This window comes from Pseudomonas sp. 31-12, assembly GCF_003151075.1.
Taxonomy (GTDB): Bacteria; Pseudomonadota; Gammaproteobacteria; order Pseudomonadales; family Pseudomonadaceae; genus Aquipseudomonas.
In genome coordinates this window covers 78215-92674 of record NZ_CP029482.1, presented here as the reverse complement: position 1 = coordinate 92674, position 14460 = coordinate 78215, and the positions used below count along the sequence as shown (strand labels likewise).

Genomic DNA, 14460 nt, shown 5'->3' with positions numbered 1-14460 from the left:
CAACTCTCGATCAGGAACAATGACTGCAATGGACCGCAGAAAGGCCGCAGTGTTTAACGCGCGCGTGGCGGAACCGAGCGGGTACGGCCGCTGCCATCGATCGCGACAAACACAAACACGGCTTCAGTCACTTTACGCCACTCGCTGGACAGCGGATCGTCACTCCAGACTTCGACCATCATCTGAATCGAGCTGCGGCCGATTTCCAGTGCCTGGGTATAGAAGGAGAGCTGAGCGCCCACCGCTACCGGAACCAGGAACGCCATGCGATCGATCGCAACGGTGGCCACGCGTCCGCCAGCGACTTTGCTGGCCATGGCGGTGCCGGCCAAATCCATCTGTGCCACCAGCCAGCCGCCGAAAATATCGCCGAAGCCGTTGGTTTCACGTGGAAGCGCGGTGATTTGCAGGGCCAGGTCGCCTTGCGGGATTGGATCTTCTTGTTCGAGCTCTATCATGCCGGGGGTGCCTCTGACCCGTGACTCATCGTAGGTGTAGCGGGTGAATAGCCGTCTCAAGGAAAAACGATTCAGCCCGAACATACTACGTTCGTCACGTTTTTCGTAAGGCGCCTAAAGGGAAACTCTGCGAAAGCGACTGAACCACGCAATGACCTTGCCTGACAGCCAGCGCGTTTTCGCACAGCAACCCCTTACAAATGCCGCAATGCAGCGAGTATATCGATCGGTAGACTCCGAGACGACCGTCCGGTTCTCATTTTGACCGTCAAATACGCACCTCTATGTGCTTTTTCGAACAATTTGCTATCGTGCCGGACCTGCCCAAGCCTCAGCCAGCGTTGTTGGGGTTGCAGATCCGACTATAAGAGAAGCCCTTGCCATGACCACAGCGCCCTCTAGCATCGCGCAGCCGACCCAGCCCGCTCGCCCGTTGACCCGTAGCGACTACAAGACGTTATCGCTGTCTGCCTTGGGCGGTGCCCTGGAGTTCTACGACTTCATCATCTTCGTGTTCTTCGCCACGGTGGTGGGCAAACTGTTCTTCCCGGCGGACATGCCCGAGTGGCTGCGCCTGATGCAGACGTTCGGCATCTTCGCCGCCGGCTACCTCGCTCGTCCGTTGGGCGGCATTGTCATGGCGCACTTCGGCGATCTGTTGGGTCGCAAGAAGATGTTCACCCTGAGCATCTTCATGATGGCGGTACCGACCCTGATCATGGGCCTGCTGCCGACCTATGCGCAGATCGGCATGTGGGCGCCGATCCTGTTGCTGTTGATGCGGGTGATTCAAGGCGCGGCGATTGGTGGTGAAGTGCCGGGCGCGTGGGTATTCGTTTCCGAACACGTGCCTGCGCGTCATATCGGTTATGCCTGCGGCACTCTGACGAGCGGTCTGACGGCTGGCATCCTCTTGGGTTCATTGGTCGCCACCGCGATCAACAGCTTTTACACCCCGGCTGAAGTGTCCGATTACGCCTGGCGGATCCCGTTCCTGTTGGGCGGCGTGTTCGGTTTGTTCTCGGTCTACTTGCGCCGCTGGTTGCACGAGACCCCGGTGTTCGCCGAGCTGCAATTGCGCAAGGCTCTGGCCGAAGAAGTGCCGCTGCGCGCGGTGCTGCGTGACCATCGCGGTGCGATTCTGATTTCCATGCTGCTGACCTGGCTGCTGTCCGCCGCCATCGTGGTGTTGATCCTGATGACGCCGACCGTGCTGCAGACGGTGTACCACTTCTCGGCAACCACGGCGCTGCAAGCCAATAGCCTGGCGATCGTGTTTCTGAGTTTTGGCTGCATCATTGCCGGTGCGCTGTCTGACCGGTTCGGCGCAGGGCGGGTCTTCGTGTTCGGGTGTGCGGCGCTGTTGCTCAGCTCCTGGACCTTCTATCACAGCCTGGCCGCGCATCCCGACTGGCTCTTCCCGCTGTATGCCCTGACCGGGCTGCTGGTCGGCACCATCGGCGCCGTGCCCTACGTGATGGTGAAAGCCTTCCCGCCCGTGGTGCGCTTCAGTGGTCTGTCGTTTTCTTACAACGTCGCCTACGCCATCTTTGGCGGTCTGACGCCGATGATCGTCAGCCTGTTGCTCAAGGAAAGCCCGATGGGGCCGTCGTATTACGTGGCGGTTCTTTGCGGTGTCGGGATTCTGGTGGGTGCATACCTCTGGAAGAAGGGGCGCTGATCCCGAAATTGTCTGTAGCTGAACCGGCCCCAATCGCCAGCAGGCTAGCTCCCACATTGAAATGCATTCCAATGTGGGAGCTAGCCTGCTGGCGATTGGGGCGCATGAATCATCCTGTAAAAACCCGAATGCTGGCCTTTCATCCAATTGTCATATTTCAGCCATAGAGTGTTCACACGGCCTGCTGATACTTGGCCCCGACTAACACACCCTATCTGCTAGGAGTAAGGCATGAAACTGAAGCGTTTGATGGCGGCAATGACTTTTGTCGCTGCTGGCGTTGCGACTGCCAACGCGGTTGCCGCTGTTGACCCTGCTATCCCGAGCTACACCAAGACCACTGGTGTGTCGGGCAACCTGTCCAGCGTCGGCTCCGATACCCTGGCCAACCTCATGACCCTGTGGGCTGAGAACTACAAAAAAGAATACCCGAACGTCAACATCCAGATTCAGGCCGCTGGTTCTTCTACCGCGCCACCTGCGCTGACTGAAGGCACCGCTAACCTGGGCCCGATGAGCCGCAAGATGAAGGACAACGAACTGCAAGCCTTCGAAACCAAATATGGCTACAAGCCAACCGCTATCCCGGTTGCCGTGGATGCCCTGGCAGTGTTCGTGCACAAGGACAACCCGATCCAGCATATGACCATGGAACAGGTCGACGCGATCTTCTCGTCCACTCGTCTGTGCGGCGCCAAAGCCGACGTGAAAACCTGGGGTGATCTGGGCGTGACGGGCGACCTGGCCAACAAGCCGGTTCAACTGTTCGGCCGTAACTCGGTATCCGGCACCTACGGCTACTTCAAAGAAGAAGCGCTGTGCAAAGGCGACTACAAGCCAAACGTCAACGAACAACCAGGTTCGGCTTCGGTCGTGCAGTCGATCAGCTCTTCGCTGAACGGTGTTGGTTACTCGGGTATCGGCTACAAAACTGCTAGCGTGAAAACGGTAGCTCTGGCCAAGAAAGGCAGCACCGAGTTCATCGAAGACAGCGAAGAAAACGCCCTGAACGGCAAGTACCCGCTGTCGCGTTTCCTCTACGTTTACGTCAACAAAGCCCCGAACAAGCCTCTGGCCCCGCTGGAAGCCGAGTTCGTGAAGCTGATCCTGTCCAAGCAGGGCCAGGAAGTTGTGGTGAAAGACGGCTACATCCCACTGCCGGCCAAGGTTGCTGCCAAAGCACTGGCTGACCTGGGTCTGCAGGAAGGCGGCGCTGAAGTCGCAAAAAAGTAAAACCCTGAGCCCGGGGTAATCCCCGGGTTCAATGTGGGATCGGGCTTGTGGTGAGGGGGTAAATTCCCTCGCCACAACCCGCTCCCACATACCCCCAAATTTCCGGTCCACTGCCAGTTCCCGCTGGCGGCGGATTTGTTGCGTCACTGCATTGTCATCTTTCTGTCATACAGGATCGCTAGGGTGTGCGCATGAATGATCTGGCCAATTCCACCATGACTACTAATCCCCCCAAGCGAATTGATTTCAATACGCCTGAGCTGCAACGCAAGCGCCGCATCCGCGCGCTCAAGGATCGCCTGACCCGCTGGTACGTTCTCGTGGGCGGCCTCGCCGTTCTCGGCGCGATCACGCTGATCTTTTTCTTCCTCGCCTACGTCGTCGCGCCGCTGTTCCAGGGTGCCGACTTGACCGCCAAGGACGCCATCACGCCTGCCTGGATGCAAGACGCCGGCAAGCCGCTGATGATCTCCCTGGAAGAGCAGAACCAGGTCGCCATGCGGGTTTCCGACAAGGGCCAGGCGTTGTTCTTCGACATCGACAGTGGCGCCGAACTCAAGCGCGTCGATCTGCCGATCCCGGCCGGCACTACCGTCACCTCCATCGGTGAAGACCAACCCGGTCACCCATTGGTGGCGGTCGGTTTGTCCAACGGTCAGGCGCTGGTGTTCCGTCACACGTATAAAGTCAGCTACCCGGACGGCAAGAAAACCATCTCGCCAGCGGTCGAATACCCGTACGGCGAAACTCCGATTGCGCTGAACGAGGCGGGCGGTGCGCTGGAACACGTCAGCCTCAACGCCACCGACACCACCCTGATGCTGGTCGGCTCCACCGGTTCGCAACTCAATGTGCTCTCGCTGACCAGCGAAGAAAACATGATGACCGGCGAAGTCACCAACGAGCAGAAGCGTATCGATCTGCCGCAGATGACCGAACCGGTGAAGAACATCTTCGTCGACCCGCGTCAGCAATGGCTGTACGTGATCAACGGGCGCGCCCAGGCCGACGTGTTCAGCCTGCGCGACAAGAGCCTCAACGGTCGCTACAAACTGCTTGAAAACGGCGATGCCGAAATCACTGCCAGTACTCAATTGGTGGGCGGCATCTCGCTGATCCTTGGCGACTCCAAAGGTGGCCTGGCCCAGTGGTTCATGGCCCGTGACCCGGATGGCGAGTTGCGCCTGAAGCAAATCCGCACCTTCCAGATGGGCACCACGCCGATCGTTGAAATCTCCGCCGAAGAACGTCGCAAAGGCTTCATCGCCCTCGACGCCTCCGGCAAGCTCGGCGTGTTTCACAGCACTGCCCACCGCACCTTGCTGGTGGATCAGGTGGTCGAAGGCCAAGGCATCTTCGGCCTGTCGCCACGGGCCAACCGCGTGATCGTCGAAGCGGGCGGCAAGATTCAACCGTTGCTGCTCGACAACCCGCACCCGGAAGTGTCCTGGAGCGCGCTGTGGAGCAAGGTCTGGTACGAGAACTACGACGAGCCTAAATACGTCTGGCAATCGACCGCCGCCAACACTGACTTCGAACCCAAGCTGAGCCTGTCGCCACTGACCTTCGGCACCTTGAAAGCCGCGTTCTACGCCATGCTGCTGGCCGCGCCTCTGGCCGTCGCTGCGGCGATCTACACCGCGTATTTCATGGCTCCGGGCATGCGCCGCAAGGTCAAGCCGGTGATCGAGTTGATGGAAGCGATGCCGACGGTGATCCTCGGTTTCTTCGCCGGCCTGTTCCTCGCACCTTATGTCGAAGGGCATTTGCCGGGCATTTTCAGCCTGCTGATGCTGCTGCCGATCGGCATTCTGGTGGCGGGTTTCGTCTTCAGTCGCCTGCCTGAGTCTATCCGTCTGAAAGTGCCGGACGGCTGGGAAAGCGCGATCCTGATTCCGGTGATCCTGTTTGTGGGCTGGCTCTCGCTGTACATGAGCCCGTACATGGAAACCTGGTTCTTCGGCGGCGACATGCGCATGTGGATCTCCCACGACCTGGGCATCACCTACGACCAGCGCAACGCTCTGGTGGTCGGTCTGGCCATGGGCTTCGCGGTGATCCCGAACATCTACTCCATCGCCGAAGACGCCGTGTTCAGTGTGCCTCGCGGCCTGACCCTCGGTTCCCTGGCCCTCGGCGCTACGCCTTGGCAGACCATGACCCGCGTGGTGATCCTCACCGCCAGCCCGGGCATCTTCTCGGCACTGATGATCGGCATGGGCCGTGCGGTCGGTGAAACGATGATCGTGCTGATGGCCACCGGTAACACCCCGGTCATGGAAATGAACCTGTTCGAAGGTCTGCGAACGCTGGCCGCCAACGTCGCGGTGGAAATGCCCGAATCGGAAGTCGGCGGCAGCCACTACCGCGTGCTGTTCCTCTCGGCGCTGGTGCTGTTGCTGTTCACCTTCGTCATGAACACCCTCGCAGAACTGATTCGTCAGCGTCTGCGCAAGAAATACTCGTCGCTTTAAGAAAGGTAGAAGTCTGTGAAACAGAACTCCCTGAATGGATGGTTCAAGAGCGGCGCCCCAGGCGTCTGGATCAGCGGTGGCGCGGTGTCCATCGCGGTCATCATGACCATTGGCTTGCTGGCGGTGATTGCCGTGCGCGGTCTGGGCCACTTCTGGCCGGCAGACCTGGTGCACGCCAGTTACGACGTGCCGGGCCAGGCCAACCACCTCGTCATCGGCGAAGTGGTGCAGAAAGAAGAAGTGCCGCGCGAGCGCCTGAAAAGCGCTGGCCTGCCGGTGCCCGATCAGGGTCCGGAGTTCATGACCCGCGAGCTGATCAAGGTCGGCAACCGTGACTTGAACGGTAACGACTTCACCTGGATCGTCGGCGAGTGGCTGACTAACCAGAAGACCCCGCCAGAACTCATGGCCATCGAGCGTCGCGAGTGGGGCAACTTCTACGGCTACCTGGTCAACGTCAAACAGGAAGGCAAGGTCATCGCGGAAGGCGAAGCCGCATGGCCGGAATTGCAGGAGCGTGTCGCGCGCGTGAACCAGCTCGCGGCGCAGCTCAAGACCCTGGAAAAGGTCGACATCGGCGCGATCAACGCCGGTCTCGAACGCGTGCGTCTGCACGGTCGCAAACTGGAACTGGCGGGCAAGCTCGATGCCACCGCGCAAGCGGACATGGAATCCGAGCGCGCCGAGCTGAACGCGCGGTATCAGGACATTGAGGCGCGCCTGAACGACCTGCACGCCCAGTTCAACCGCGACAGCCTGACGGCCCGCGATGCGAACGGCAAAGAGATCGTGATCGACATCGGCAAAGTGGTTCGCGCCTATCAGCCGAACGCCATGGGCACCTTTACCAAGATCGGCTTCTACTTCAGCAAGGTCTGGGAATTCCTCAGCGATGATCCGCGTGAGGCGAACACCGAAGGCGGGATCTTCCCGGCGATTTTCGGCACCGTGATGATGACCCTGATCATGGCGATGATCGTGACGCCATTCGGCGTACTGGCGGCAGTTTACCTGCGTGAATACGCCAAGCAGAACGCACTGACCCGGATTATCCGTATCGCGGTGAACAACCTGGCGGGCGTTCCGGCCATCGTTTACGGCGTGTTCGGTCTGGGCTTCTTCGTTTATGTACTCGGTGGCTCGGTTGACCGCTTGTTCTTCCCTGAAGCATTGCCGGCACCGACCTTCGGTACGCCGGGCCTGCTCTGGGCGTCCCTGACCCTGGCGCTGCTGGCAGTGCCGGTGGTGATCGTGGCCACCGAAGAAGGCCTGGCGCGGATTCCTCGCACCGTGCGTGAAGGCTCGTTGGCCCTCGGCGCGACCAAGGCTGAAACCTTGTGGAAGATCGTGCTGCCGATGGCCAGCCCGGCGATGATGACCGGGATGATCCTCGCCGTGGCGCGCGCCGCCGGTGAAGTGGCGCCGCTGATGCTGGTGGGTGTGGTGAAACTGGCGCCGTCGCTGCCACTGGATGGCAACTACCCGTACCTTCACCTGGACCAGAAGATCATGCACTTGGGTTTCCACATCTATGACGTCGGCTTCCAGAGCCCGAACGTCGAAGCCGCACGACCGCTGGTGTACGCGACGGCGCTGCTGCTGGTGCTGGTGATCGCCACGTTGAACTTGTCGGCGGTCTACATCCGGAACCACCTGCGCGAGAAATACAAAGCGCTGGATAGCTGATTTCTTATGTGGGAGCCAGCCTGCTGGCGATGGCATCACCGCGGTTTACAGACTGACCGCGTTGCCTGAATCGCCAGCAGGCTGGCTCCCACAAAAACCGAACTGAATTTGTTAGCACAGGGAGCCTCCCATGCAGCACGAAGCACATACCCACGGCATCAACATGTCTGCCCTGGGCCGCGACAAACAGAGCCTGAGCCTTGAACAGGAAACCGTGGCCATCGAAGTGCCGGGCCTGAACCTGTTCTACGGCGACAAACAAGCGCTGTACGACGTCAGCCTGAACATCCCGAAACAGCGCGTGACCGCCTTCATCGGTCCGTCCGGCTGCGGCAAGTCCACGCTACTGCGTACCTTCAACCGCATGAACGACCTGGTCGACGGCTGCCGCGTAGAAGGTGAAATCAACCTGTACGGCCACAACATCTACCGCAAGGGCGAAGACGTGGCCGAGCTGCGTCGTCGCGTCGGCATGGTGTTCCAGAAGCCGAACCCGTTCCCGAAAACCATTTACGAGAACGTGGTTTACGGCCTGCGCATCCAGGGCATCAACAAGAAGCGCGTCCTCGACGAAGCGGTCGAGTGGGCGTTGAAAGGCGCGGCGCTGTGGGACGAAGTCAAAGACCGTCTGCACGAGTCGGCACTCGGCCTGTCCGGTGGTCAGCAGCAACGTCTGGTGATCGCCCGCACCATCGCCGTAGAGCCGGAAGTACTGCTGCTCGACGAACCGTGCTCGGCACTCGACCCGATCTCGACGTTGAAAGTAGAAGAACTGATCTACGAATTGAAATCGAAATTCACCATCGTCATCGTGACCCACAACATGCAACAGGCCGCGCGGGTTTCCGATTACACGGCGTTCATGTACATGGGCAAACTGGTGGAATTCGGTGACACCGATACCCTGTTCACCAATCCGGCCAAGAAGCAGACCGAAGACTACATCACCGGTCGTTACGGCTAGGAAGCTGTAGTTGCTACTGAACTGACGCTGCGGTCCACCGCACCTTACCGGACGCTCCAAGGACGCCAACATGATTAGTAAAGAAGGCCTTACCCATCACATCTCCGCGCAGTTCAACGCTGAGCTGGAGGAAGTTCGCAGCCACCTCCTGGCCATGGGCGGTCTGGTGGAAAAGCAGGTCAATGACGCGGTGACCGCGCTGATCGAGGCTGACTCCGGCCTGGCCCAGCAGGTTCGCGAGATCGACGACCAGATCAACCAGATGGAACGCAACATCGACGAAGAATGCCTGCGCATTCTGGCCCGCCGTCAGCCGGCCGCATCCGACTTGCGTCTGATCATCAGCATTTCCAAGTCGGTAATCGACCTGGAGCGCATCGGAGACGAAGCAACCAAGATCGCCCGCCGCGCCATTCAGCTGTGCGAAGAAGGCGAGGCGCCGCGCGGTTACGTCGAGGTTCGCCACATCGGTGACCAGGTGCGCAACATGGTCCGCGATGCGCTGGACGCCTTTGCCCGTTTCGACGCCGACCTGGCGTTGTCGGTGGCTCAGTACGACAAGATCATCGACCGCGAATACAAGACCGCGCTGCGTGAGCTGGCGACCTACATGATGGAAGACCCGCGCTCTATCTCGCGGGTCTTGAGCATTATCTGGGTGCTGCGTTCGCTTGAGCGGATCGGCGACCACGCGCGCAATATCTCGGAACTGGTGATTTACCTGGTGCGCGGCACGGACGTGCGTCACCTGGGCCTCAAGCGCATGAAAGAAGAAGTTGAAGGCACAAGTGGCGAAACCGCTAATGTTCCGGGCAAAGCTGACGATAAGTAAGACTGCCCAAGAAAAACGCCCGGTCCTTTGGCCGGGCGTTTTTTTGTGTGGTTTTCGACTTCAACAGCAGCACCCGCGAACGAAAAGTCCCGGCGTGACTGAAGGTTTTTGGCAATGTGCCATCAGCAAAACGGTATGCTTGCCGGGATTTTTTCGAGGGGTGATGGATGAGCAAGATCAGTGTGTTGGTGGTGGACGATGCGGCGTTCATTCGTGACCTGGTAAAGAAGTGCCTGCGTAACTACTTCCCGGGTATCCGGACCGAAGATGCCATTAACGGCAAAAAGGCCCAGGCCATGCTGGCCAAGGAAGCGTTCGACCTGGTGCTGTGCGACTGGGAGATGCCGGAAATGTCCGGCCTGGAACTGCTGACCTGGTGCCGCGAGCAGGACAACCTCAAGACTATGCCTTTCGTGATGGTGACCAGCCGTGGCGACAAGGAGAACGTGGTCCAGGCGATTCAGGCCGGCGTTTCCGGCTACGTCAGCAAGCCCTTCACCAACGAACAACTGCTGACCAAGGTCAAGCAGGCGCTGAACAAGGTCGGCAAGCTCGACGCCTTGATGAGCGGTGCGCCGACCAAAATGAACTCGGCTTTCGGCAACGACTCCCTGAGCGCATTGACCGGCGGCAAGGCTGCCGTGGTAGCGGCTCCGACACCGGCGGCGGCACCGTCGCGCGGTTTGCTCAACAGCCCGCCGGTCAAGGCGCCGGTCCCTGCTTCCGCACCGTCCAGCGGTCGGGGTCAAGGCCAGCTGCGTTTGCCTAGCGGCATTCAGCAATGCGTGATCAAAGCCTTGAGCATCAAGGAAGCGCTGCTGGTGGTGAAGCGCACCGACACACTGCCGCAAGTCCTCGACAGCGCGGTGCTTGACCTGGAGCAGGGCGAGAACGCTGAAGTCGCCCGCCTCAATGGCTACTTGCACGCCATCGTCGCGTTTGAACCAAAACCCGACAGCGACTGGCTGCAACTGACCTTCCGCTTTGTGGATCAGGATGCGCAGAAGCTCGACTACATCTCCCGCCTGATTGCCCGTGGTACGGCGCAGAAGCACTTCGTTCCAGGCGCGTAACCTTCGTCGCCTGACAGCCCGTCATCGCTAGCAGGCTAGCTCCCACATTGGAATGCGTTCCCCTGTGGGAGCTAGCCTGCTAGCGATGGGCCCTCAAATTCACCGCACATCCCCTTCGCTGCCCATTTTGAAACATCTGCCGACTACCCGGGTCCATTGCAGCTGCTAGGCTCCTCCCCAGGCCTTACTCGACAGACTCTTGCCCATGCTCGCGCGCTTGCTGTTTTTCTGTGGTCTCTTCATGGCCGCCACCTCGGCGGTGGCCATGACGATCTACAAGTCCAAAGACGCCAATGGCGTGGTCTCCTACAGCGACCGCCCCAGCAAAGGCTCCCAGGTGTTCGTTTTTCGAGATCGCATGGTCGAGCACCTTGAGCGTCAGGTGTACCTCGATATCAAAAAGCAGAAGGGCGTGGACAGGGTGTTCGTGCGCAACGACCTGTACGCACCGGTCGAGATCGAGCTGAGTTTTACCGGGCTGCAGAATGTCAGCGGCGCGCCGAGCCGGCCGATCCGCCGGGTGATGCCGGCGCGCAGCAACATCCGTCTGGCGCTGCTCACGGCGACGAAGGCCGGAAGGCCGCTGGCGTATACCCCAAGGTTCGAATATTCCCTGGGCGACCCTTCAGGGGCCGCCATGGCCTATCGGTATCCGTTGCCCTGGCGTGGTGGGCCGTTTCGCTTGAGTCAGGGCAACAACGGCCAGTACAGCCATTTCGGCGCGAAGAACCGCTACGCCATGGACATCGCCATGCCCGAAGGCACGCCGATCATTGCCGCGCGTGGCGGGGTGGTGGTGAAAACCGAGAATGCCCAGACCGGGCGCGGCACTGATCCGTCGGGCAATTTCGTGCGGGTGCTGCACGATGACGGCACCATGGGCGTGTACCTTCACCTCAAGCAAGGTTCGGTGGGCGTTCGCGAAGGGCAACGGGTCGCGGTGGGGAGTGCGCTGGCACTGTCGGGCAATACCGGCAACAGCAGCGGGCCGCATTTGCACTTCGTGGTGCAGCGCAATACGGGGTTGGGGCTGGTGTCGATTCCGTACCAGTTCAATCAACCGGTGGGCAGCCTGCCGAACTTTGCGCTCGGCAAGCAATAGCCGGATCAGCGCGATTAGTGTGGCGAGGGAGCTTGCTCCCGTTCGGCTGCGCAGCAGTCGTGAACCTGTGAATGCGGTGTGCCTGGAAGATTGCGGTTGCAGGATTTGGGGCCGCTTCGCGACCCAGCGGGAGCAAGCTCCCTCGCCACAGGTATCGCGGTTAATCCAGCATCAACACCTTGGCCAGAATAATCTTCGGCCCTTTCATCTTCTTGATGATGATCCGCAAGCCTTCGACTTCCAGCACTTCTTCCTCTTCCGGTACCCGTTTCAGGGTTTCGTAGATCAGCCCGGCGAGGGTTTCGGCTTCGATGTGGTCCAGGTCGATGCCCAGCAGGCGTTCGACCTTGAACAGCGGTGTATCGCCCCGAACCAGTAGCTTGCCCGGCTGGTACGCGAGGATCCCGCGCTCAGCCTTACGGTGTTCGTCCTGAATGTCGCCGACCAGCACCTCAAGCACGTCCTCCATGGTCAGGTAGCCGATGATGTTGCCATCGGCTTCTTCAACCAGGGCGAAGTGCGAGCCTCCCTTGCGGAACTGCTCCAGCAACTGCGACAGCGGCATGTGCCGCGACACGCGTTCCAGCGGGCGGGTCAACTCGGCGAGGTTGAACGATTCGGGAATGTGGTCCAAAGCCGCCAGTTCCAGCAGCAGATCCTTGATGTGCAGCAGGCCGACGAACTCCTGGGTATCGCTGTCGTACACCGGATAACGGCTGAACTTGTGGCGACGGAACATCGCCAGGATTTCCTTGAGCGGCGCGTTGAACTCCAGCGTCACCAGGTCTTCCCGGGAGTTGGCCCAGTCGACCACTTCCAGCTCGCCCATTTCCACGGCGGAAGCCAACACACGCATGCCTTGGTCGCTCGGGTCCTGGCCACGGCTGGAGTGCAGGATCAGTTTAAGTTCTTCACGGCTGTAATGGTGCTCGTGATGGGGGCCGGGTTCACCCTGGCCGGCGATCCGCAGGATCGTGTTGGCGCTGGCGTTGAGCAGGTAGATCGCCGGGTACATGGCCCAGTAGAACAGGTACAGCGGCACCGCGGTCCACAGCGACAGCAACTCGGGTTTGCGAATGGCCCAGGATTTCGGGGCCAGCTCACCGACGACGATGTGCAGGTACGAAATGATAAAGAACGCGGTGAAGAACGACACGCCTTTGACCACTTCGGCGGACTCGACGCCAACGGCGCTCAGCACCGGTTCGAGGATGTGCGCGAACGCCGGTTCACCGACCCAGCCAAGGCCCAGGGAGGCAAGGGTGATACCCAATTGGCACGCCGAGAGGTACGCATCGAGCTGACTGTGAACGGTGCGCAGGATGTGTCCGCGCCAGCCGTTTTTTTCAGCGATGGCCTCGACCCGGGTCGAGCGCAATTTGACCATGGCGAATTCCGCCGCAACGAAAAAGCCGTTGAGCAAAACCAGGATCAGAGCAAAAAGAATCATGCCGAAATCGGCGAAGAGTGTCGCGAGGGTCAAGCCAGGGGATGGGTCCATGATGGAGTTTTGCGGGTTCCGTGTATTCAAAAAAGGGGGAAATGCGGTGCCTGAAGGGCAGGCACAAGTCAGCCAATGTAGCGGCTGACCGGGCGATTGCCTAGTGGCGAGTGCTGGCCGGTATCAGTCGGCGGTGCTGATGACCCGCGATTTGGTGACTTGGGCAGGCGCGAAATGGCAGGTAAACGTGCTGCCATGCCCCGGCACACTGCTGATTTCCATCCGTGCACGATGGCGTAACAGTACGTGTTTGACGATCGCCAGGCCCAGCCCGGTGCCGCCGGTGTTGGAGTTGCGGCTGGAGTCGACGCGGTAGAAACGTTCGGTCAGGCGCGGCAGGTGTTTGCTGTCGATGCCGATTCCGGAGTCTTGCACGCTCAGGTGTGCACCTTGCTCATCACCCCACCAGCGAATGCGGATATTGCCTTCGGCCGGGGTGTATTTCACCGCGTTGAACACCAGATTGGAAAACGCGCTGCGCAACTCGGCTTCGCTGCCCTTGAGCAGAATCGTCGGGTCGGCTTCCAGGGTAATGCGCTGGTTTTTCTGGCCGGACAGCTGCTGGGCATCGCTGGTGATCGATTGCAGCAGGCCGTCGATGGCCACGGGCTGGTTGTCCGACGGGTAATCGGTGGCTTCCAGTTTGGCCAGCAACAGCAAGTCATTGAGCAAGGTCTGCATGCGCCCGCCTTGCTGCTGCATTTGCTGCAGGGCACGGGTCCAACGCGGGTTCACTTCCTCGACATTGTCGAGCAGGGTTTCCAGGTAGCCGCAGATCACCGTCAGCGGTGTGCGCAATTCGTGGGACACGTTGGCAATGAAGTCTTTGCGCATCTGTTCCAACTGATGGATGCGCGTCACGTCGCGCACCAGCATCAGGTGTTCGTTATTGCCGTAGCGAGTGATGTACAGCTGAATGCGCAGGCGATCGTTGATCGGTGACGGGATTTCCAGCGGTTCGGCGTAGCTGTCCTGCTCGAAATATTCCTTGAAGCGCGGATGACGCACCAGGTTGGTGACCGGCTGACCGCTGTCTTGCGGCGTCTTGAGGCCGAGCAGGGTTTCGGCGGCGCGGTTCCACCATTCCAGGTTGCCCTCGCTGTCGAGCATGATGACGGCGTCTTTCAGTGCGGCGGTGGATTCCTGGACCCGATCGATCACCGCTTGCAGGCGTCCGCGCACGCGTTGGTCGCGACGTTGCAGGTGGTAGATGCTGTCGAACACTTCACCCCACAGGCCATAGCCGTCAGGGGGTGCTTCATCGGGTTTGTGCAGGCGCAGCCATTCGTGCAGCCGCAGCAATTGCTTGAGGGTCCAGGCCAGGTAAAGGCCCAGGCCCGCGGCGAGGCTCCAGCCGTAGTAGCCGGTAATCAAGCCGATCACCAAACAGCCGGTCACCAGCAACAACATGTGGCGAATCAGGGTGCCATGCCAGTTTTGGTTCAATTGAACACGC

The 14460-nt window shown here is 60.1% G+C and carries 11 protein-coding genes; 8 read left to right on the top strand and 3 right to left on the bottom strand.

Going from position 1 to position 14460, the window contains the following annotated elements; genetic code table 11:
* Positions 1 to 53: 53 nt before the first annotated feature.
* Entirely contained in the window at positions 54 to 458 is a 405-nt protein-coding gene (locus tag DJ564_RS00450) for an acyl-CoA thioesterase (protein WP_007896491.1), read from the bottom strand.
* A gap of 382 nt (positions 459 to 840) precedes the next feature.
* Here DJ564_RS00450 and DJ564_RS00445 point away from each other — a divergent pair, with 382 nt between their 5' ends.
* From DJ564_RS00445 to DJ564_RS00410, 8 genes are all read left to right on the top strand, one after another.
* Positions 841 to 2139 (top strand): MFS transporter, encoded by a 1299-nt coding sequence (locus DJ564_RS00445; RefSeq protein WP_109626808.1) that lies wholly within the window; start codon positions 841 to 843, stop codon positions 2137 to 2139.
* 231 nt (positions 2140 to 2370) lie between these two features.
* Positions 2371 to 3372 carry a phosphate ABC transporter substrate-binding protein PstS family protein gene (locus DJ564_RS00440; protein ID WP_109626806.1) on the top strand — a complete coding sequence of 334 codons (1002 nt, stop codon included), beginning with the start codon at positions 2371 to 2373 and terminating at the stop codon, positions 3370 to 3372.
* A gap of 440 nt (positions 3373 to 3812) precedes the next feature.
* The gene (locus DJ564_RS00435) at positions 3813 to 5846 is read left to right on the top strand and encodes an ABC transporter permease subunit (protein WP_178082331.1); all 2034 of its coding nucleotides are present in this window, start codon (positions 3813 to 3815) and stop codon (positions 5844 to 5846) included.
* A gap of 15 nt (positions 5847 to 5861) precedes the next feature.
* Positions 5862 to 7532, top strand: coding sequence for a phosphate ABC transporter permease PstA (pstA, locus tag DJ564_RS00430; protein WP_109626802.1), 1671 nt, complete (start codon positions 5862 to 5864; stop codon positions 7530 to 7532).
* A 130-nt stretch (positions 7533 to 7662) separates the two neighbouring features.
* Positions 7663 to 8496 carry a phosphate ABC transporter ATP-binding protein PstB gene (pstB, locus tag DJ564_RS00425; protein WP_010465315.1) on the top strand — a complete coding sequence of 278 codons (834 nt, stop codon included), beginning with the start codon at positions 7663 to 7665 and terminating at the stop codon, positions 8494 to 8496.
* Positions 8497 to 8566: 70 nt separating this feature from the next.
* Positions 8567 to 9328: a phosphate signaling complex protein PhoU gene (phoU, locus tag DJ564_RS00420; protein ID WP_008150055.1), complete on the top strand. Its 762-nt coding sequence runs from the start codon at positions 8567 to 8569 to the stop codon at positions 9326 to 9328.
* Positions 9329 to 9495: 167 nt separating this feature from the next.
* Positions 9496 to 10401, top strand: coding sequence for a response regulator (locus DJ564_RS00415; RefSeq protein WP_109626801.1), 906 nt, complete (start codon positions 9496 to 9498; stop codon positions 10399 to 10401).
* A gap of 205 nt (positions 10402 to 10606) precedes the next feature.
* Positions 10607 to 11503: a M23 family metallopeptidase gene (locus tag DJ564_RS00410; protein WP_109626799.1), complete on the top strand. Its 897-nt coding sequence runs from the start codon at positions 10607 to 10609 to the stop codon at positions 11501 to 11503.
* Positions 11504 to 11663: 160 nt separating this feature from the next.
* On the opposite strand, the gene DJ564_RS00400 is transcribed toward DJ564_RS00410, so the two are convergent.
* Positions 11664 to 13004, bottom strand: coding sequence for a hemolysin family protein (locus tag DJ564_RS00400; RefSeq protein WP_109626795.1), 1341 nt, complete (start codon positions 13002 to 13004; stop codon positions 11664 to 11666).
* A gap of 123 nt (positions 13005 to 13127) precedes the next feature.
* A complete protein-coding gene (gene phoR / locus DJ564_RS00395; RefSeq protein ID WP_256597535.1) occupies positions 13128 to 14414 on the bottom strand; it encodes a phosphate regulon sensor histidine kinase PhoR in 1287 nt (428 codons plus the stop codon).
* Positions 14415 to 14460: the final 46 nt, after the last annotated feature.

Coding starts and splice junctions, on each gene's coding strand:
- DJ564_RS00450 (WP_007896491.1), bottom strand. CDS start 458: ATGATAGAGCTCGAACAAGAAGATCCAATCCCGCAAGGCGACCTGGCC.
- DJ564_RS00445 (WP_109626808.1), top strand. CDS start 841: ATGACCACAGCGCCCTCTAGCATCGCGCAGCCGACCCAGCCCGCTCGC.
- DJ564_RS00440 (WP_109626806.1), top strand. CDS start 2,371: ATGAAACTGAAGCGTTTGATGGCGGCAATGACTTTTGTCGCTGCTGGC.
- DJ564_RS00435 (WP_178082331.1), top strand. CDS start 3,813: ATGCAAGACGCCGGCAAGCCGCTGATGATCTCCCTGGAAGAGCAGAAC.
- pstB (WP_010465315.1), top strand. CDS start 7,663: ATGCAGCACGAAGCACATACCCACGGCATCAACATGTCTGCCCTGGGC.
- phoU (WP_008150055.1), top strand. CDS start 8,567: ATGATTAGTAAAGAAGGCCTTACCCATCACATCTCCGCGCAGTTCAAC.
- DJ564_RS00415 (WP_109626801.1), top strand. CDS start 9,496: ATGAGCAAGATCAGTGTGTTGGTGGTGGACGATGCGGCGTTCATTCGT.
- DJ564_RS00410 (WP_109626799.1), top strand. CDS start 10,607: ATGCTCGCGCGCTTGCTGTTTTTCTGTGGTCTCTTCATGGCCGCCACC.
- DJ564_RS00400 (WP_109626795.1), bottom strand. CDS start 13,004: ATGGACCCATCCCCTGGCTTGACCCTCGCGACACTCTTCGCCGATTTC.
- phoR (WP_256597535.1), bottom strand. CDS start 14,414: ATGTTGTTGCTGGTGACCGGCTGTTTGGTGATCGGCTTGATTACCGGC.